General features: G+C 27.7%; 20 protein-coding genes and 1 tRNA gene. 7 read left to right on the top strand and 14 right to left on the bottom strand.

Features of this window, described 5'->3' with window-relative positions:
* Window positions 1-7: 7 nt before the first annotated feature.
* The 4 genes from FZC36_RS01300 to FZC36_RS01285 all read left to right on the top strand — a co-directional run bounded on the left by FZC36_RS01300 (window position 8) and on the right by FZC36_RS01285 (window position 5,020).
* Complete coding sequence (locus FZC36_RS01300; protein ID WP_148972193.1) at window positions 8-1,864, top strand: ribonuclease E/G; 1,857 nt, start codon at window positions 8-10, stop codon at window positions 1,862-1,864.
* 141 nt (window positions 1,865-2,005) lie between these two features.
* Window positions 2,006-3,484 carry an exodeoxyribonuclease VII large subunit gene (gene xseA / locus FZC36_RS01295; RefSeq protein ID WP_148972192.1) on the top strand — a complete coding sequence of 493 codons (1,479 nt, stop codon included), beginning with the start codon at window positions 2,006-2,008 and terminating at the stop codon, window positions 3,482-3,484.
* 109 nt (window positions 3,485-3,593) lie between these two features.
* Window positions 3,594-4,187 carry a DedA family protein gene (locus FZC36_RS01290; RefSeq protein ID WP_148972191.1) on the top strand — a complete coding sequence of 198 codons (594 nt, stop codon included), beginning with the start codon at window positions 3,594-3,596 and terminating at the stop codon, window positions 4,185-4,187.
* Complete coding sequence (locus FZC36_RS01285) at window positions 4,184-5,020, top strand: hypothetical protein (protein ID WP_148972190.1); 837 nt, start codon at window positions 4,184-4,186, stop codon at window positions 5,018-5,020. Before FZC36_RS01290 ends, FZC36_RS01285 begins: the two co-directional genes overlap by 4 nt.
* 144 nt (window positions 5,021-5,164) lie before the next feature.
* Here the strand turns inward: FZC36_RS01285 and acpS are convergent, their stop codons facing one another.
* The 4 genes from acpS to FZC36_RS01265 form a co-directional block, all read right to left on the bottom strand.
* A complete protein-coding gene (gene acpS, locus FZC36_RS01280; RefSeq protein ID WP_148972189.1) occupies window positions 5,165-5,563 on the bottom strand; it encodes a holo-ACP synthase in 399 nt (132 codons plus the stop codon).
* Between the two features lie 206 nt (window positions 5,564-5,769).
* Entirely contained in the window at window positions 5,770-6,954 is a 1,185-nt protein-coding gene (mnmA, locus tag FZC36_RS01275) for a tRNA 2-thiouridine(34) synthase MnmA (protein ID WP_148972188.1), read from the bottom strand.
* Window positions 6,954-8,138 (bottom strand): MFS transporter, encoded by a 1,185-nt coding sequence (locus FZC36_RS01270; protein WP_148972187.1) that lies wholly within the window; start codon window positions 8,136-8,138, stop codon window positions 6,954-6,956. Before FZC36_RS01270 ends, mnmA begins: the two co-directional genes overlap by 1 nt.
* A 495-nt stretch (window positions 8,139-8,633) precedes the next feature.
* Window positions 8,634-8,706 (bottom strand) — tRNA-Thr (locus FZC36_RS01265).
* 117 nt (window positions 8,707-8,823) lie between these two features.
* Between FZC36_RS01265 and FZC36_RS01260 the strand changes: the two genes are divergently transcribed.
* Both FZC36_RS01260 and FZC36_RS01255 read left to right on the top strand, forming a co-directional pair.
* A complete protein-coding gene (locus tag FZC36_RS01260; protein ID WP_148972186.1) occupies window positions 8,824-9,474 on the top strand; it encodes a methyltransferase domain-containing protein in 651 nt (216 codons plus the stop codon).
* Entirely contained in the window at window positions 9,471-10,025 is a 555-nt protein-coding gene (locus FZC36_RS01255) for a class I SAM-dependent methyltransferase (RefSeq protein WP_148972185.1), read from the top strand. Before FZC36_RS01260 ends, FZC36_RS01255 begins: the two co-directional genes overlap by 4 nt.
* A gap of 173 nt (window positions 10,026-10,198) precedes the next feature.
* Here the strand turns inward: FZC36_RS01255 and FZC36_RS01250 are convergent, their stop codons facing one another.
* Complete coding sequence (locus FZC36_RS01250) at window positions 10,199-10,897, bottom strand: hypothetical protein (protein WP_148972184.1); 699 nt, start codon at window positions 10,895-10,897, stop codon at window positions 10,199-10,201.
* Between the two features lie 119 nt (window positions 10,898-11,016).
* Here FZC36_RS01250 and FZC36_RS01245 point away from each other — a divergent pair, with 119 nt between their 5' ends.
* Window positions 11,017-11,442 (top strand): winged helix DNA-binding protein, encoded by a 426-nt coding sequence (locus FZC36_RS01245; RefSeq protein ID WP_148972183.1) that lies wholly within the window; start codon window positions 11,017-11,019, stop codon window positions 11,440-11,442.
* Window positions 11,443-11,561: 119 nt separating this feature from the next.
* Here the strand turns inward: FZC36_RS01245 and FZC36_RS01240 are convergent, their stop codons facing one another.
* The 9 genes from FZC36_RS01240 to FZC36_RS01200 all read right to left on the bottom strand — a co-directional run bounded on the left by FZC36_RS01240 (window position 11,562) and on the right by FZC36_RS01200 (window position 20,989).
* Window positions 11,562-12,470: a hypothetical protein gene (locus FZC36_RS01240; RefSeq protein ID WP_148972182.1), complete on the bottom strand. Its 909-nt coding sequence runs from the start codon at window positions 12,468-12,470 to the stop codon at window positions 11,562-11,564.
* Window positions 12,442-13,794, bottom strand: coding sequence for a PLP-dependent aminotransferase family protein (locus tag FZC36_RS01235; protein WP_148972181.1), 1,353 nt, complete (start codon window positions 13,792-13,794; stop codon window positions 12,442-12,444). Before FZC36_RS01235 ends, FZC36_RS01240 begins: the two co-directional genes overlap by 29 nt.
* Before the next feature lie 210 nt (window positions 13,795-14,004).
* Window positions 14,005-14,811, bottom strand: a complete 807-nt coding sequence (locus tag FZC36_RS01230) for an inositol monophosphatase family protein (RefSeq protein ID WP_148972180.1) — start codon at window positions 14,809-14,811, stop codon at window positions 14,005-14,007.
* On the bottom strand, window positions 14,780-15,376 hold the full coding sequence (locus FZC36_RS01225; RefSeq protein WP_148972179.1) for a hypothetical protein: 597 nt from the start codon (window positions 15,374-15,376) through the stop codon (window positions 14,780-14,782). Before FZC36_RS01225 ends, FZC36_RS01230 begins: the two co-directional genes overlap by 32 nt.
* 51 nt (window positions 15,377-15,427) lie before the next feature.
* On the bottom strand, window positions 15,428-16,690 hold the full coding sequence (gene ftsZ, locus FZC36_RS01220) for a cell division protein FtsZ (RefSeq protein WP_187440133.1): 1,263 nt from the start codon (window positions 16,688-16,690) through the stop codon (window positions 15,428-15,430).
* Window positions 16,691-16,721: 31 nt separating this feature from the next.
* On the bottom strand, window positions 16,722-17,918 hold the full coding sequence (locus FZC36_RS01215; protein ID WP_148972177.1) for a hypothetical protein: 1,197 nt from the start codon (window positions 17,916-17,918) through the stop codon (window positions 16,722-16,724).
* 95 nt (window positions 17,919-18,013) lie between these two features.
* Window positions 18,014-19,144 carry a succinyl-diaminopimelate desuccinylase gene (dapE, locus tag FZC36_RS01210; RefSeq protein ID WP_148972176.1) on the bottom strand — a complete coding sequence of 377 codons (1,131 nt, stop codon included), beginning with the start codon at window positions 19,142-19,144 and terminating at the stop codon, window positions 18,014-18,016.
* Between the two features lie 10 nt (window positions 19,145-19,154).
* Window positions 19,155-19,853: a lipoyl(octanoyl) transferase LipB gene (gene lipB / locus FZC36_RS01205; RefSeq protein ID WP_148972175.1), complete on the bottom strand. Its 699-nt coding sequence runs from the start codon at window positions 19,851-19,853 to the stop codon at window positions 19,155-19,157.
* An 80-nt stretch (window positions 19,854-19,933) separates the two neighbouring features.
* Entirely contained in the window at window positions 19,934-20,989 is a 1,056-nt protein-coding gene (locus FZC36_RS01200; RefSeq protein WP_187440132.1) for an amino acid kinase family protein, read from the bottom strand.
* Between the last annotated feature and the right edge of the window lie 102 nt (window positions 20,990-21,091).

Raw genomic sequence — 21,091 nt, 5'->3', positions numbered from 1 at the left:
TTCCAGTGTGAAAAGCATTTTAATAGATGCATCTGATGAAAAAAATTTACAAGTAGCTATAAAAGAAGAGGAAAGATTAGTTCACTTCTTTTATGAATCAAATGATAAAAAATCTATAATAGGAAATATATATTTAGGACAAGTTGATCACGTCGAGCACTCTTTACAAGCATATTTTATAAACTATGGAAATGAAAAAAATGGATTTCTACCATTTTCTCATGCTTTTAAAGTCCTTAGAAAAGGAGAGTTCATAGCGGTACAAGTCACTAAAGATGAGAAGGATAATAAAGGAGTTACATTAACTTCATTCGTAGAAATAAAAACCCTTTTAATGATATTTGTTGCTAATAAAGTAAAAAACATGGGAATATCAAAAAAAATAACTTCTTTAGAAAAAAGAGAAATTCTACAAAATTGGTTCAATGAAAAAGGATTCAAAGAAAGTCTAAATGTAATTTTCAGAAAAGAATCTGAAGATGAAAACCTAGAAGCGTTGGATCAAGACTGCGTAAATGTTCAAAAAATACTAAATACAATAGAAGAAAGTTATTCTAAAAAAGAAATACATTTAATAAGAGAAGAATTTAACTTAGCAGAGAAAATTATAAGAGATTATTATAAGAAAAATACAGAAATACATATTGAAGGTCATTTAAAAATAAAAGATATTATAAAAAACAGGATAAAAATAAAACCACATAAAGATAAACAACCTATTTTTGAAAAACATGAGATTATGGATCAAATAGAAGCGCTGTATAGTGATAGAATAAACCTTCCTTGTGGTGGATATATAAAAATATCTTATACCGAAGCTCTTACAGCAATAGATATAAACTCCGGTTCATGCAAAAAAGTAAAAAATATAGATGAGAATTCATTATTAGTAAATCTAGAAGCAGCAGAAGAAATAGCTCACCAAATACAACTTAGAGATATAGGTGGATTGATAGTAATTGATTTTATAGATATGAACAGCTCAAGCAATGAACAAATGTTAGAAGAAACTATAAAGCTTAGATTAGAAAATGATAAAGCAAAATTTAATGTTGGTAATATAGATAAATTTGGATTACTTAGCATGTCGAGACAACAAATCAGGACAAATATATTAAGATCTACACACTCTAAGTGCAGCTCGTGCAAAGGAATCGGCTTCCTTAAATTACCAAGCATAATTGTTTCTTCTATTATAAAAAACATCAGAATAGTAGCTGTAAAAGATGGAATAACAAAAATAATAGTAGGCACTAGACAAGAAATTCTGACTCATATTTTGAACAGTTATAAAGAGCAAATATTTGATATAGAAAGATCATTTAATATAAATATAGAGTTCGTACAGTCTAACCATAACTTCCAAATTAATTATTTACAAAATGGAAAGTTAATAGAGCATGATCATGAAGTTATAAGAAAAATAAATGAAGGAAAGTTTGCGCTAAAACCTATTACATATAAAAAACATGCTACAGAAAATCTCATAAAAACAAATGAATTCAATAGGGATAATAACATATTAAAAGAAGATTTAGGTTTAGGATTAGAAGGCATTGATCTAGAAAACTTGGATCATGCAAACAATCCCAATAAAATAGAGAAAATATCAGATATTTTTGATATAGCAAGTTTATCCCCTATGCAAGATTTATATTTTGAAAAAAATTCAAACACAATCAAAAAATCTTCCAGAGAAAAATCTCAACATATAAATCAATCAATCAAGATTACACAAATAAAGAGATTAAATAAAAACCCAAACGAGGCTAATGTTTATGATGGCTCTTATTACAAAGATACTAATGCATTAATAGAATCTTTAGATTCAGCAAGCAACTTACAATTAAAAAGACATCAATAAAAATAAAAACATTATTAATTAAGCATAATTGAATAAACCTAATCTAATATGCCTCTAAAAATTAAGAAATTAAAATTTAGTTTTAGAAAAAAATAAAAAATCTAGATTGATAAAAAATATAAAACAGTACAAAATTCATCAATGAATTCTAGCAAAGGTTTAATAGACAACCAAAATTCACATTCCAAGTTAAATTCTTTAAATAGTACAAAAAATTCTTTAAGTGATGCAGCAGGAAGTAAGTATGGTACAGTCTCTTCTTCGTCAGAAAACTTAAGCCAGATTAAATATGATAAACAATCAACATTAAGCACTAAAAATACAATAAGCTCTGATATAGAAACAAGTGATGGAGTTATTGGAGTAAAAACTTTAGCGTTATCCATAAAAAAATTACTTGAATCTTCTTATTCTAAAATATCTATAAAAGGGCAAGTTTCTCAACCTAAAAGATCTACTCATTTATATTTCTCATTAAAAGAAGAGGATGCTGTTATAGATTGTGTATGTTGGGCAAATATAAAATTAAAGTTCGAACCTCAGCATGATATGGAAATAATTTGCACTGGAAGAGTTTCATCATATCCTGGAAGATCTAAGTATCAAATAGTAGTATTATCTGTAGAGCATTTAGGTTCTTCAAAAATACTAGAAGAAAGAAAAGAAAAACTTAGAAAAGAAGGTTTGTTTGATCCATTACGAAAACCTAAATTACCAAAATTCCCCAGAAAAATAGGAATAATAACATCCCCTACAGGTGCAGTTTTACATGATATGCTTCATAGATTAAAAGATAGATATCCTTGTGATGTTCTGCTTTGGCCTACAGCTGTACAAGGAAGTGAAACGGTAGAAAATGTAGTTTCTGCAATCAAAGGATTTAATGATAAATACTTCAATGAAGTAGATGTAATAATTATTGCCAGAGGAGGAGGTAGTTTTGAAGACTTATGGAGCTTCCAAGATGAACATATTGTTAGAGAGATATCAAAAAGTAAAATACCTATAGTAACTGCAATTGGACATGAAACTGATACAACTTTATCAGACTATGCTAGCTCTTTGAGAGCACCTACACCAACTGCTTCTATTGAGTTAATTTTTCCAGACAGAAAAAATATTATAAGAGAAATTTGTGATTTATGTGCAAATAAAAAAATGATTTTGAAAAACACTATTAAAAGAAAATTGTCAGAAATGATGTGGGTAAGAACAAAAAGATTTGAGTCTGTTTTAGAGCCTTTTAATACAAAACTACAAAACAAAACTAGTTTATTAGAATTTTCTTTCTCTCACTATATTTCTAAAAAAAGAAACCTTTCTAAGTTATCTGTTTCAAAGCCTAATTTCAGCTGTGAGCTTTCCAAAATACAACACATTCATTCTAATTTAAATTTAATTATTAATCATATGTTTTCAAAGAATAAATCTAAACTTGATTTCATGCTCAAAAATTTAGAAAATGCATCTTACCATGAAATACTTAAAAGAGGTTTTTGTAGAGCTTTTTCTGATGAAAAATTAATAAAAAGCAAAAAAGATGCACCTGAAAGTTTTTCAATAGAATTCTACGATGGAAAGCTGAGCGTACAGAAAATTCATAGCAAGAAGAAAGATTAAAACTAAAAGATAATCTTATGATAATCCTATACATATAAATTACAGAATATAAAATATAATTCTCTAATGAGATTTTTATTTTCGTGTTTTTGTATTAAAATCTATCCGTATGTTTGATATAAATGCACTGATACATAATTATGGATATTGGATAGTCTTTTTAGGCTCAATGATAGAAGGTGAATCTGTGCTTTTAACAGCATCTGCTTTAGCTTATACAGGGGTATTATCTATATACAAAGTGTTTGCTTTGTCTTTTGTTGGCACATGTATTGCAGATCAGTTGTTATATAATCTTGGATATTATATAGGCCCTGGATTCCTAGAGAAGTGGAAAACAAGTAGAAAATTATTCAATAGATTAAAACATATAGCTATAAAATATCAAAATATTTATATTCTTAGTTTTAGATTTATATATGGAATAAGAATAATAAGTCCTATAATCATAGGGGTTGTGAAGGTGGATCAAAAAAAATACGCAATATTAAACATAGTTGCATCTTTTATATGGGCTTTTATAAGCTGCTTGATAGGTTATTTTTTAGGTTCTGCAGTCTCTAAGATGGGAATATTTAATTTAAAGAAACCTTATATATATTTGATAATACTTGGTTTGGTTGGGATAGTAATTTTAGCTTCCAAGCTTATATCATCTTATCTAAGGAAAAAATATATTAGACAAGGAGAAATAGAAAAATGATTTCAGGAAAAAAGACTCTCTTAAAAAAAATATCAAACAAAGTAACATCATTAATTCTTTACACGCATGCATGTTTATTTTTTAATAATAAATTACGCGCAGCAAATAATGAAATAAATTTAAGAATTAACCAAAGTTCTAATATTAATAAATCTTCATCAGTGATGGAAAAAAGCAAAAAAAAACACCAAGAGCTTTGTAAGCAAATTTTCCAAGAAAGTCATAAGAAGTATAAAATAGAATCAGAGAATGATAAATCTAAAGAATGCATACGAGTTTTCTCAAAACAGAAAAAGTGTATAAAAACCTACAATGGCTTGGAAGACAGTTTGGAAAATGAAACAAATGAAAACACAACAAGCTCAGCAGAGCATAAAAAAAGCGAAGCACCAAAAGAATTGCCTTACAAATTTATAATTATAAAAGGCGACAACATAAACATGCCTACTTCATTCAAAAAACTTACAAAAGAAAATGTAAAACAAATAATCTCTTCATATTTCATTCCAAATCTAAAAATAAATTATAATGAATCTGTTTTTAATGAAGAAATAAAAAAAGATTTGATGTGCATATTAACAGGTAAAAATGAAAAATCTAAAGCAAGCTGTAAAAACAATTCTTTATATATACACATACAAGATGTTTCAGTAATTCTATTTGATAAAAAAGCTTATTTTAATGTATTTTTAAAATTCTATTCTGGAAAAAATTTCATATATGAAATAAAAATAACAAAAAATATAGATAAAATAACTGAAAACAGCGTAGAAAAAGAATTACATGAAATTTCAAAGCACATAAGTAAAAAACTTCTAGAATTCATAAAGTAAATCGATATAAAATAAGTTAGCAAAAATCAGAAATGGTTGTTAAATTTATAATAGTAAAATTCTTTTAAGTTAAAAGTTAGATTAAAATAAATAATGGTTATAGCATAATCATAGAAATAATTTAATTCAGCTGATCAAGTTCACCTAATCAGGAAAAATTTCTATTATAACTTTCGAAATGAATATTTTCTGTTCATTTATGAATTCATCACTTGTAGAGCAATGTATACTAAATCTCTTGAATGTACTTAAAGATTCTAAAGGCTTGCCTTGTATTTCTATAATTGGCTTACCAAGGTCATTTTTTAATATAGATATATCTTTCCAACCACAATGTTCTCCAATTCCAGTCCCTAGCGCCTTACTAAAAGATTCTTTAATAGAAAATATCTTTCCTACTTTTTCATTTCTCATTTCTGTATTGACAAATTTCATGTCTTTTTCTGATTGAGATAATATTCTATTTGCAAAATTTGGGGTTCTTTTGAAAACTGTTTCCATTCTGCTCAAATTAAAAATATCTACACCTATACCGAATATCACAAAACAATTACATCATAATTATACAAAAATTAACAATCATATTGAGAAATAAATCAAATCAAAATAAATATAATTAGGGTTCTTAAATAATTAATAAGAAATATAATGTTGATCAGGTTTTTTGTGAAATAGTTTATGTATTAAGAGACGCTTACTAGATATTTTAGGATTTATTAAAAATAAAACACATAAGCTATATTAATATATTAATCTGCAGATTTTTTAGATAATTCAGACAAATCTTCTTTTTCTACTATATAACCACCGCCAAACAAAATATCATCATAATAAAATCCACATACCTGTCCTGGAGAAATACCATATTCTGCATTTTCCAGAATCACTCTTCCTTCTTTACCATTTATTTCCAACTTAGCAGGAACTGGGGTTTGTGATCCTCTTATCTTTACCCTAACATTTTCTTTCTTTGTAAAATCTCTAAGCAAGTTTATTTCATTAATCCAAATTTCATGACATTGTACATCTTTTAATCTACCTACAAAAACTTGATTAGTTTTGTTATCTATTTTATTAACAAACCACGGACCGTAAGGTAAATTAAGTCCTTTTCTTTGTCCTATTGTAAATCTAGATATTCCATCATGTTCACCTAAAACTTTCCCAGTTTTACAGTTTACAATCTCTCCGCTTCTATCTTTAGATCCCATGATTCTTAAAACATCGTGATATCTATTGCTAACTGCAAAACATAAATCTTGACTTTCAGCTTTCTTAGCAACAAAAAGATCAAATATCCTTGCTATTCTTCTAACTGTAGATTTATTCATTATTCCAAGAGGAAATCCTACAAAAGGAACATAGTTAGCATCTATTAAAGAAAGAAAATAACTTTGATCTTTGCTAGAATCTGCCCCTCTAACTATAGACTCTTCTCCATATCTCATTTCTCTTTTTATATAATGACCTGTAACTAATCCACCAGCACCTATGCTTTTAGAATACTCAACCATTCCTTCGAATTTAATGTTCTTATTACATTTTATACATGGATTAGGTGTTTTTCCTTCTTCATATTCTTCGTAAAATTTAGACAAAACATGCTCGTCGAATTCTTTTCTTAAATCTAAAACTCTATGTTCTATTCCAAGAAACTCAGAGATTTTTTTTGCATCAGTAATCGCTTGTTCTACTGAAGGATTATCATGAAGTTTTAAAGTAAGCCCTATAACTTTATATCCAGCTTTACACATTAAAGCAGCTGTCACAGAACTGTCCACTCCACCAGACATGGCTGCTACTACTACTTTGTCTTTATCGAACATAGAATTTATATATTTTGACAAATCAAGTCTTTGTTTTCTGTACCAAACAGGAAACTCTAATCCTGCTACTTCTGGTTGTACAGATTTGTTTTTAGAGTTTAAGTTCATTAGAAAATCTCCTTAAATTTTTTGAAAGATAAAAACATTATAAAGCATAAAGCAGATGTTAGCATCATATAAGCGTAAGACCCTATTGGATAAGAAAAATAAAACACCAAAAAATAAGCTATAGCTTCATATATACTATTGAATGAACCAACTACAGATTGTATGCCTCCTGCATTTTCTTTGGCTATATTTAGCAATGAAGTTTTTGTAGCTGGTTGAGCAATACCTGATCCCATACAAAACAGAATCAACCCAAAAACACCATATATACCTAACTTATCTACATATAACCCATGAAATATCAGAATAGATCCGACAAACATCAGGAAAATTCCATATGTCAGAAAGTTTTTTACATTTTTATTGTTAAGTCTAACAGAAGAATATGTAGATGCTATGAACGTACAAACCCTTCCTATCAGTTGAATATAAGCCAATGAAATAAAAAATCTTACAAAAAAAGAGAAATTTCTAATTACATATAGAAAATCACCTTTCCTAACCATGTAAGATCCAAAAACACTTACTAACCCATAAAAACCACCTATGCAAATCATGGATACTGAAGAAAGAGCTAGAAATACAGGATTTTTCAAAGCATTTTTCCATTTCTTAATCAAATCTCTATTAAGTTTTACAGGTTTTTTGTGTGGAGTTATAAAATAAATCCCTATAGCAAACAAAACCATTATAAAAGATAAAACTATAAATATACTTTTTACAGGAAAATAAGAAAGTAAACTTTTATATAGAATAGGAATTATTGCACTACCACCAAATAGCATCATATAAAGCATTGATGTCATTTTTGGCAACCTATCTCCAAAATATATTAAAGATATAGCTACATATATATTATTTATGCATCCAGCTATACATAAACTTCTCAAGAAGTATATTAGATTAAGAAGCAAGAAATTCATTTTATAAATAACTAATATAGCATTTAAAATAGATATTAGAATCAAATAAATTGGAAAAGTCCTCTTAGGACCGAACCTATCATTTATAGGGCCACTAAATAAGGCTCCTATAGTCAATCCCAGTGAAGAAAAAAGACTTGCTTTACCTAAATAAGATGCATTTATATTAATTACTTCAGAAAGTGGATTAATAGAAATAACCATAGTTTCTTGCCAGAATTTTGACAGTAAGAGCCCTAATGATAATATTAAAAAAGTCACAGCAAATTCTAAAACATAAAAGCGAAAAAAAACAGTAAAAAATTGAAAAACTATTAAACAAGTAGTTACATGTACAAATTTATAATTTAAATTACAATGATCATGCTTCCTAACTTATGAATTATGTTCGTGTTACCAGTTAATATAATGCAAATTATTTATAGGTTAAGTTGCCAAAAAGGTGACTTAAGACTGTAGGGATTAAGTTGCCAAAAAGGTGACTTAAGACTGTAGGGATTAAGTTGCCAAAAAGGTGATTTAAGTCCGAAGGAGTTAAGTTGCCAAAAAGGTGACTTAAGACTGTAGGGATTAAGTTGCCAAAAAGGTGACTTAAGACTGTAGGGATTAAGTTGCCAAAAAGGTGATTTAAGTCCGAAGGAGTTAAGTTGCCAAAAAGGTGACTTAAGACTGTAGGGATTAAGTTGCCAAAAAGGTGATTTAAGTCCGAAGGAGTTAAGTTGCCAAAAAGGTGACTTAAGACTGTAGGGATTAAGTTGCCAAAAAGGTGATTCGAACACCTGGCCTACTGATTACGAATCAGTTGCTCTACCAACTGAGCTATTTTGGCTTTACAAACAGTAGGTTAATATTTTTTAAAACAAATAGTAATAAGGTACAATAATTAATCAAAAAACTAGAATTGTGTATATTATCAATATAATTGAACTATGATAGAATAACCCTTATGACTAAGATGATGTTCTTTTTGAATTGGCTAAAAAATCCAATAAAAACCGGGACCTTTAGAGAGATCCCAAAAAAAGCAGGTAAACATATCTTACATTTTTCACAAAACCTATCTCAAAATGACATAATTCTTGAAATAGGCGGAGGATCTGGGTCATTGACAAAATATATAAACAATAAAGCATATAGCTCTGCACAATCAATATGTATAGAAATTAATGATAGTTTTTGCAAAGTTCTGCGAAAAAAATTCGAGAATGTAAAAATAATACAAGGAAATGCTGCAGATCTTTCTGAAATAATATCTCCAGAGGAAATGAGTAGAGTTAGATTAATAATATCCTCTATCCCATTTTTATTAATAAATAAAGCAGAAAGAAATAAAATACTTAACCAATGTTCTGATATAATGGAATCTAATTTATGCCCTATGTTGCATTTCTCCTATACATCTTTTTATTCTAATGTGTTTAAGAACAGAGGTGTTGTTGATTTTCTAAGCAAAAAAATAAAATCTTTTCCTACTGTACATGTAAATCATTATTCTTATAAAAATTGCTCTGAAGCCTTTTCATCTATAGTAAAAGGAATGGATTTTTCTGAAGAAAATAGTCAAAAGAAAGAGATTAAAGAAGGAAAAACAAAATGAAAAAAGTATTTTTTAAACAATATATAAAAAACCCCAAACTTACAGGATCAGTTATTCCAAGCTCTAGCCATTTATCAAAAGCTTTTATAAAAAATATGGATTTGAACTCTGGAACAATATTAGAAGTTGGAGCTGGGACCGGAACAATAACAGAACACGTCTACAACAAGATGGAGAACAAATCTAAATTAATATCTTTCGAAATCCAAGAAGAGTTCTGTAATGATTTGAGAAAAAGATTCCCTGAGTCAACTTTCATAAACAAAGATATTTGCGATATATACGATATATTAGATTTAAAAACCATAAAAGATATTAAATACATATTATCTACTGTGCCTTTACTGTCTTTGGGAAAGAAAAAATCATTAGAAATTATTGAAACCTATAAAAAAATCATGTTACAAACAGGAGCAACATATCTACAGCTTACTTACACTCCATTTTCACCATTTAAGTATAAAAACTTCGACATGACATGCAAGAGAATTGAAACTGTATGGAGAAACTTCCCTCCTGGAAATATACTTAAATATAAAATTATAAAATAAAACCTTTATTAAATAAGCATACCCATGTGTTCTATTTGTTATGAAAGATCTTAATTGTTATTTCTTTAATCAATCAATTTCATTGTTATTATTCAGTTATTTGTTTAATAATAATTCATATTTAAATTCATAATTAAAGTTATTAGAAAACACATAATTAGGTTAACGTAAAATCAAAACTTACACATTAAATCTTCTACCTCAAATGTGTATTTAATATAGTCATAGCCCCTTATGGAAAAATGTCCATTTTCGTTAAATTTATCAAAAATAAACAATCCTTTTTCTACCAAACTCCCACCCTCAGAATTCGAATTTACTAGGTTAATTTCACTAGAATCAAAGTGTATATCACCTGAATTGTCGTAATTTTTTTGTTGCAAGAAAATTTCTTGTTTTTTATCATCACTACATGATTCTGTTTCTATTTTATTTGCAGAAGAAACCAGATAATCAAATCCACACATTTTAGACAAATTAATCCATTTTTCTAAGAATTGACATAAATTGTTGATGAATCCATAGCAGAAATAATTTTTCTGTACGAAAATCCTGATAAATTTCTTATCACCTATTTCATGAAAGTGTAAATAACAAACCTTTTTTCCATTTAGCATTAATATGTTAGGACATTTAAATTGAATGCTACCTATTTTTGAAAAATATTCTCTAAGAGCAAGTATAGTGATTAAAAAAGATTCTACGTAAGATTTAGAATTATAAAAAAATGCAATTGAAAAAAAGTTATCACTATCCTCAACAATCATTATTTTATCTTTTTCTATATTGGCATGATCCGTCTTTATGTAATCCATCATCCCTGTTTCTAGAAATTTTATTTTAAATCCAAATACTAAGTTTATATAAGTCATCTAGAATAGTGTTTTACACCATTTGTATTAATATTTTATAAATACTCATATTAAAACTTAACTTAGCAAAACTTAACTTTATAGTAATATTATTAAACCAAAATAAGTTAGAGAGAAAAATGAAAATATTTGAGATTATAGAAAATATAATTAAATTAAAAAAATCAACTTTTAATATGATGAAAAATAATAATAAAATAATAAACTGTAATGAATTGTCTGGTATGCAATCCATAATTCTGCTTTTCATTCACAGAAACAATATATCTTTGTTAGAACTTGTTAATGACTGCATGCTGACAAATGTTCCATATAATATAAAACAAATGAAAAATAGCGGATATATAACACAAAAGAAAACAGAACATGATAAAAGATCTTACGAAATCAAACTTTCTAAAAAAGGCTTAGAAATAGTAAAAAAATTAGAAGAAAGATTAAAATTGTACGATGAAGCATATCCTAATTTCGTTAATATGCCACAAAGTGCGATTGTGAATAGTATGAAACAAATAGAAGATCTATTTAAGTTTATGAAAAAATAATATTTATGAAAAAATTATTTTATAACAACCATTTCAAAATCAAATAAAATTTAATTAACAATACTTAATTAAAAATGCTCATTTAATACTTTCTGAATTACACAACGCTTAAATTCAGCTTAAGAATTACCAACAATATTGGAAATTTTCATAATTGCATTAATGTATACAGGAGCATTTTTTTCATAATCTAATGTACCTATATGCCCTGTAATTCCCCTATCTCCAGCAACTTCTACATTCCCATCTAAAGTAGCATAACTTTTAACTAGCAAAGAATAAAAAGGTATATAAGGATTAACCTCTATGAAAAGCAACTTCCTGCCTGAATTACTCCAAATGTAATCTTTAATAAACCTATTTTTATCATTACTAAACTCTAAATATTCTATAGATAAGTTCTGATTACTACCCAGTGTCTTTTCGATTATTATCTGTGCAGCCTCTTTATCAGTTTTTGGAATAGAATTTAATTTTTCAATCTTTTCCACTTTCTTATGATATGAAAAATCTAAAATATCTTTAGACCCTTTAATAAGCAGAGTTTGCTCGTAACTATAATTTTTTCCAGAATCATCTACAATAACGTGCAATTTTTTATTTCTAATATTTAATTTGTTAATAAAATCAATTTTAAGCCTAAAAGTCTCTATGCTATCAAAAATAACTACAATACCATCATAACTCGTGTAAGAGCTATCTTTAGGATTTACATCACCTTTCATTCCTATTTCTTCTAAATATTTTTCTATTCTAGAATGGTTTCTAGAAAAGTTACCATTTAACTCTTTAAGATCTACTTCTTTAATCTTAGAATTATTTATTTTTAGTTTTCTAGATTCATATGGTTTGTAAGAATATTCTTTACCTTTTGATATTTTTAATGATAAATTTTTCAAATCAGATTCATTTTCATAGTACTTTTCAGGAACTGTTTTGGAAAATATTTTGTACAAATTCTGCTTAAAATTATATCCAACTAAAACAGAACTTAAAAACTTATGTAATATCTTTGTCTTCTGCAACATTAATAAATGTTTGCATGAAATATTTAATATATTGTTTATTTACAAATATTGTAGGCCCAGTACAAAACCTAAAACACGGCTCAGACATAGAATGACCTACAATTCCTAAAACATCATATCCCTCTAATTTTTCTGCAACTAAATTTATGAAATTCCATTTTTCATTTTTACTTAAATAGTTCCATTTCTTGTAAGATGGTTTTAAGCACAAAACATAATTAGATTGTTGAATTGATCTTAACGTATCTAATTCATTTCCTGACTTTGCAATAAATTCAGATTTAAGGTTTTTTACATCATTATCATTATTTTCAATAGTTTCATTACAGGTATGAATATTATTCATAGCATATCCACCATCACTAGACTCATTATCGAACAAACAAGCTTTATTCACATTTTCTAAATAGCAGATGTTTTTCAATAAACACTCTCTATTATTTGTGCACTCTTTTATTGAGTTTTTAATCCCACCTAGCTTCATAAATGAATTTATGCTCTGTATTATATCTTCTACAACAATAAAGGATGGGGTATTAGGCATTATATTTTTGAAAAGATTTTCAGTTATTTTCATAAATCTAGGAATAGGAAATTTCGCACATACAGATTTATTAGATATTTTTTCTCTTTCTAAAACTCTTCTAAATCCTTTAGGGTTCATTACTATACAACCCAAACCTGCTTCTGCACCCAAAGCTTTCTGGAATGAAAATGCTGCACAATCTAGAAAATCCCATTCTATTTCTTCACAAAAGACAGCTGATGTAAGATCAGCAATCCTTAGCCCTTTAACTTTTCTCAGAAACTCTTTGTCAAACCACTTTTCCCCAGTTGCAGTTTCTGTCATAGTAAAAACAAAATCATTATCATAAATTATTGGAGTTTCATATTCTATTTCTTTTTCAGATACCCTTAATTCAGAACCTTTACTTGTGTCATAAGAGCTATTATAGGAACCATTATTTGATGCTGCTTTTTTAATTAATTCAATTTGAGATAAATCAAGCCTTTTTCCTGGCATTTTAATGTTTAACAATATATCATCAGCCCATCTTTTCCCAAACAGCCCATAATCCAACACAAATACACTTCTATCACCCAAAGCATTCCAAAATACTGCTTCTAAAGCTCCTGTGCAAGATCCATTTACAAACCCTATTTTGTAATCATGTGGGATTTTTAATGACTCTCTTACTTTATCCGAAAGTTCTTTTATTTTTTCTATACCTTGATCAGAAACATGATTTCTTTGCTTAAGAAAATTTCCTAATGACTTTATATCAAAATCACAGTGCTTTTTAGTGGGACCAGAAGAAAACATAATTTTAATATACCAAAAAGTCAGTGCTCAAGGAATATTATGAGATAATACTGTAAAAAGTATATATTGAATGTGAATAATCCTAATCAGGAGATAAAAGTAATTATTAAATAAACTATTATTATATTTAAATAATTTCAAATATAAGGTTTTTTATTTTATGTAAACTATTATAAAAATAGTAGAAGAATTTAAACTAAGTAAATAAATTTAAATTTTAAGATTATTTTGAATATATTTTTTGGACATTTTGCTTGAAGATACTAAGCTCTGCTTTCCAAACCCAAGAATATTATTGCATGTAACTCCTGATTTACTAACAAAACCTTTTGCTTCTGTTACCATCAAAGCACCTGCAGCAACATCAACTAGCTCTTTTCCTAAATCAACTGAAAAATCAAACCTTCCACTAGCAACATAACACATAGATAATGTTGAACACCCTAAAGATCTGGTATTTGCTGTATCTATACAAACTTCTTCATTAGTACAGCTTCCAAACAATTTATTTTCTTTTACTTCTTTAGAAACTGAAATTTTAGCATCATTTAAATACGCTCCACTTTCTACTTCAGCTTGATAAATTTCTCCTAAAAGTGGATTAATAACAACACAAGATTTAACTATATTTCCTGTCATAAACGCAACACTAATACAAAATATCGGAATGTTTCTTAAAAAGTTAGCTCTGCCATCTAGTGGATTAATTACCCAGTTGTTTTCATTTGTAGAATCTATATTATAATGCTTTCCTATTATTCCATCACCTTTTACCTTGTTAAGGAAAAATTCTGCTATTTTCTTTTCAACTCTTTTTTCAAACCTATCCACAAAATCCAATTTGTTTTTATCCAAAATCATAGAGTTTTGCTTAAAATCTCTACAAGCCATTCCTTCGATTTTCTGCAAAACACCTAACATTAAGTTTATTTTCCCAGATTTTATCGGGCTACTTATTTCTTCTATATTTAAATCTAACATTTGATTAATTTCCTTTGTATTTTTCTTTAAAGTCACCAGAATATGGGTCTATTATTATTTTATCTCCGGAATTTATATATGTAGGAACCGAAACCTTAACATCATTAGACAAAACAGCATTTTTATAAGATGCTGCTGCAGTTTGTCCCTTAGTATAAGATGCCGCTTCTTTTACTTCAAAAACAACATCATCTCTAAACTTGAAATTTATAAAATTATCATCGTAAAAAAATGCAGAAATATTTACATCATCTTGCAAAAAATCGAATAAATTATGCTTCTTTTTGTTTTTATCATTTTGTTCATTATTTCTTATTTCGTAAACTTCATTTGTTGTATCACAAAAGAAATTATATACACCATTCATGTAATAATCGAATCTTAAGATTTTCTCTTCTATTATTGCTTTGTTAAAAACATCATCTGTTCCAAATCTTCTATCAAGCTTTCTATGTCCAGTAAAAGATTTCATTTCTACCTGAAAATAAGCCCTTCCTTTTCCTGGCTTTACATGAGAAATATCTCTTATTTCAAATAACTCATTGTCAAAATCTATTATATGACCTTTTTTTAAATTAGATGCTTTTATCTTTTCAATCACTTGAAGATTTTACATCTTTTAGAAGCAAAAGTATACAAAAAATAAATTTGCTCAATCTTTCTTTTTAAAGAATTCAGGAATATCTTCAGATTTTTCCTCTTCTATTTTTATATCTTCTTCCACAGACCAAAATCCTGATAACCTAGACCATATTCCTTTTTTATTTTTCTTATTCTGACTTGTTTTTAAGCTAGGTTCATATGAATTTTCTGATTCTGAATCGTTCAAATCATGATGACTTCCAATAAAAGATTCATCTTCAGTCATATAAGAAATATCCTCACCTACACCTTTAAACTCATTATTATCTTTTTTTGATGATTCAGATCTTAAATCTTCTTCCAAGTTTTTTGATTCTGTTGTGGTTCCAAACATAAACACACGCATAGAATCTCCCATACTTTTATCAAAAGCAGCTCCGAAAATAACCTTTGCATTTGGAGAAATAGATTCATGTATCTTTCCTACAGCTTGGAAAACATCTTCAGAGCTCAACTCTTCTCCTCCATTTATACAAACCAAAATATGGTCTACATTTTTCCAAGACATATCTGAGCAATCAAGCAAAACATTGTCGAACATAGCTTCAGAAGATGCGCTAGAACCTTTGTTCTCACCTACAGAATTACCTATACCCATCATTGCTTTGCTTTTTCTGTCTCTAACAACAGTACATAAATCAGCAAAATCTACATTTATTAAACCATTACTTTTTATGATGCTAACTATTCCAGAAACACATTCAGATAAGAATTTATCTGGCATAGAAAAAGCTTGAAGAAATGGTGTATTTCCACTTTCTGCTCTTTGTAAGTTTTGATTATCAAAAACTAAAAATGTATCTACTTGGTCCTTTAGTTTCTCAATACCTTCTTTAGCAGCCATTATCCTTGGAGATCCTTCAAACAAAAAAGGCTTTATAACAACACCTAATGTTAATATACCCTCTTTTTTACAAGCTTCAGCTATAACTGGAGCAGCTCCTGTTCCGGTACCACCTCCCATCCCAGCAACAATTATTACCATATTAGAATCTTTTAAATATTCCATAACATCATCAATGCTCTCTTCAGCTGCTTTCCTGCCTATTTCAGGAATTGCACCAGCACCAAGACCTTTTGTTATTTTTGGACCTAATTTTATCTTTTTTTCACAAGGGGAGCTTTCCAATGCTTGAGCGTCAGTATTTGAAATTGCAAATTCTACTTGATCATGACCTCTTCTTTTCATATCTTCCATCATGTTCTTTACTGCATTAGAACCGGCTCCACCAACTCCGAAAATAACTATTCTGGGACTTAGATCTCTTTTCACAAAACTCCTTCTTAAATAACAATCAATTTATTTATCTTATTTTAATAATATCATAAATCTTTTTTAATCTAAAATTAACCCAGTTTCTTAATTTATGCATTATTCTGGTTTTCTTGTATTCTTCATGCATTTTGTTAATTAAAAAGTAAATATGATGAAGCTTTATTTTATTACTACTTAAATTACAAAAAAAAGATCTCTCCTTTAAAAAACTATCAATTCCTTTTATTTCATTAGAAAATTCATCTTTCACAAAAATAGTTCCATTATATTTAAGATCTAAAATAAATCTTTCAATAAAATCATATATATGCCCTATTGATTTAATTGTTTTGTTTCTTAAATCTTCTTTTGATACTGATATATCCATATAGTCTTGAGTTTTGATTTTTATATATTTCTCTAAGTTTGTTTTGCTAAACTTAATTGATTTGTTTTTCTTTCTGATATTTATAGCTGAATCAATAGAAATAGATAACTCTTTCGAAATATTTTTATCTAGTAACTCATACCCAATATCTAAAACTTTTATAGAAACTATTTCTTTATTTTCTACAAAATATAAAAAAGTTTTTTCATAGTATATATTTACAAAACAAAATTCATTAAAAATTGTATCTTTTGTAGAATCTTTAAATTTAAGAAAAGAAACTGGAATAATTGATAAATTATCAAAACCTTCCATATTAAGAATTTTCTCAAGATATTTTTTATATTCATTTGAAAAACAAAAGCATTTGAATTTTCTGATTTTTTGAGTAGATTCTTTTTGTTTTATACTTTTTATCAAAAATATGAAGCTATTTTTACTAAGCATTTTATTTTTCATGCTTCTCTTTATGTAATCATTCTTATGCTTATGTTCTTCTTTTCCATTTTGTTTTATTAAAAAGTCGTGAGAATATATATATCCATTCATTAAAATGACTGAGCTTTCAGGCAAAGATTCCACTCTGTCTGACAAATTTTTCAATAAGTATCTTATGCAACTTTCCAGAACAGTAATTTCTTTGAGAAATTTAATGTAATTGTTTCTCTCTAAATTACTAACAAATTCAAGATCTTTCATGATATGAGGTATGTTTATAGAAGATTTATTTTGGATTTTTTTATTCCTAAAGTCTGATTTATCTGTTTTTTCCTCTAACAATATGGATTTATTTTGCAAATCTAATAAAAATCCTTTTACAGTAAGTTCTTCTATTTCTATTAACAAGATTCGCTTCACTGATTTAAAATAACATGTTTAGGGTTCAAAAATAACAAGTAATAAGAAATATAAATGTTATTTAAGCTTTTTATAGCTAAAATTATCATTTTGTATTAAGTGTTTATTTTATGGAAATTAGAAACAATAGAATCAAAAACTCTCTCTAAATTCATGATATTCTCTAGTGTTGTATGTTCATTTGTTTTATGGGCTTGAGACTCTTCTAACCCTATTTCTATAACAGGGGCTAATTCTATCAAAAACCTACCATCGCTTGTAGCACCATCAGCGTTAAATCTAGGAGAAATACCAAGCTCATTAATTACGCTTTCTCTTATAAAATCTTTTATATTTTTATCTCTTACAAAGAATGGATTACCATGTTTTGTCCATTGAGATATAATTTCTAATTTATATTTATTAGAAATTTCTAAAAATTTATTTTCAAACATCTCTATTATACTGTTTGGAGTTAAACTAGGGTTAAACCTAATACCAAAATCTATGAAACATTCACCAGGCAAGAGATTTTCTACTCTTTCTGGAGTCCTAAAATGAGTCACTTGAACCACTGATTTAGGGAAATCTTCATACTCATATCCTATTGATTTATTATTAGAAAATTCCATAATTTCCAATGCAGCAGAAGTAATACTACAAGCATGTTCTGGATAAGCTATATGTCCTTTATTACCTAAAACTCTTACTTGAGAAGTTAAACTCCCCCTTCTTCCGGATTTTATTGAATCTCCTGTATTTTCTATACAAGATGGCTCTCCTAATAAAAATAGATCAAATACTTGATTACGCTCTTTTAACCAGCTTACACATTTTGCAAGACCATCTACCGCCAAACCTTCTTCATCTGTGGTGAGCAGAACACTTACAGATGAATTTATATCTTTTATTCTATTTTTCAACACATTCAAAAAACAGGCTATTGAACCTTTCATATCTACAACACCCAAACCATAAATTTTTCCATCATGTATATTTAGCTTGAATGGATCACTGTCCCACTTATCACCAGGAGGAACAACATCTACATGACCTGCAAAACAAATATGAGGGCCTTCAGAATCCTTTTTTGAATATAAATTATATACATTCCCAAACTTTATAATCTCGCTTTCAAACCCAAGCTTATCCAAAAAGTTTTTTATATATTCCAAACAATCTATACCTATTGGAGTAACAGATTTAAATGAAACTAAATCGGACAATATTTTTAGTGTTGAGTTCATAAAAGCATTTTCAGTAAAATTTATCAAAAAAGCAATCTAGCTTTTTATAGAAAAACTTATATAAATTATTACTTTTCTCTGATAAACAATTTCTATTTATAGCCTCATTTAACATACTTTTGCATTTAACATCACGTAAATTACCTACTACACAACTTTCCATACCACATGGAATAAACATATTAAAAGCATCCAAATTGGCATTTAAGTTTATAGAAAACCCATGAGATGTTATTTTCCTAGAAATTTTAACACCAATAAAACCTACTTTTTTCCATATACAGTCTTTAACCCAAACACCTATTGCATGCTTTTTAGACTCAACCCCTAAACTTCCTATAGATCCATTCATCCATTCTTGCAATCTTACAACATAATTTGCTGGACTTACTCCCAAATAATCCAAATTAATTATTGGGTAGCATGTAAATTGACCCTTATCATGATATGTTATTTTACCACCTCTGCTAGACTTATAGTAAGAAATATTCTTTTCAGAAATAGTTTTTATAAAACTTTCACTTAATTCTTTTTCATTAACTCCAAGAGTTATTACAGGAAGATAATTAAAGATAAGAAAGAAAACCATACTTCCATCTTTATGCACAATATCCATGTGCTTATTCATAATAAGCATTGATTCTTCATAGGTAACACTAAAAATCTTTTTATATATAGTAATGTTTTTTCTGTGCTTCATTTCATTCATTATAGAAAGTACAGTCTATATTATGAAAACACTTCTTGCAAAGCACATTTAATTAAAAATAAAATTAATTAAAGTATAAATTAAACAGCAAAGCATTCATAAAGCTCTCTTGTTAGTTCTTTTCTTTTATCTTTAGAAACACAGATCCAAGAGTAAGTATCCATATTCCCATACATTTCAGAGTATTTTTTAGCTATTCTTATAAAGATGCCTATATTAATAGGTTTTTCATGCATCAAGTTAACTTTATACATTTTCTCAATCATAAAATTATTTTTATTTTTCAAATAATCACTCTCAGATAAGAATATACACCACTTCTTATTAAAAGATATTATAGAATTTTCTATTTCTGGAATATCAAGGCCAGTCAATTTTATACAAAAAGCTTTTTGTAAAGCAATTAAATTTTTTGAATCTCCTTCTTTTTTCGAAATAACAGTACATTCACTTTCGTCAAAAATAGATTTCACAATCACTTTTATGTTTTTTTCAGATGCATATTTTACTGCCTTATGTGAAACTACATTAGAGCCTCTAAGAGATGCATTATGCATGCTTTCATAGCTTATAAAATCTAGTTTTTTAGACTTTATTATAGATGGATCTACCTCGAAAATCCCAGATACATCTTTATATAAACAACATTCAAAACCAAACTCGACAGCCAAAGAAACTGCACTAAGATCTGTTCCTCCTCTACCTAAAGTGGTTATTCTTCCATCACATATACCCTGAAAACCTGCAACAACAGGAATGATATCTCTTTCTAGTAGAGAGCTGATTCTTTCTTTATGAACAGCTTTTATATCTGCATTTCCATGTGAAGAGTTTGTTTCTATAGGGACTTGCCAACCACATAATGGCTCCGATTTTCTGCCAAACTTTTCTAGAAACATAGAAAAGATTCCAGCACTAAACATTTCTCCAGTTGAAAAGACAAAATCCTTTTGCAGATCTCTAGAATTATAAACAGAATCAATAACGGATTCTATTTTATTAGTAACACCACTCATAGCAGATACTACTATAATAGGAGGTTTTTTAAATTCAGTAGCGATTTTTTTTGCCACTATACCAATATTATCTAAATTTGAAAGAACACTTCCCCCAAATTTTATTACAACATTGCTCATTGGATTAATGATATTACACATATATTTTTTATACAAATGTTTTATCAAAGCGTAGAAAACAAAAAGTATAAGATTTTTAAAACATAATCACATGTAAATATC

It is taken from the genome of Candidatus Nesciobacter abundans, assembly GCF_008189525.1.
Taxonomy (GTDB): Bacteria; Pseudomonadota; Alphaproteobacteria; order CAJXXZ01; family 1604HC; genus Nesciobacter; species Nesciobacter abundans.
This window is presented reverse-complemented; position numbering and strand designations above follow the sequence as displayed.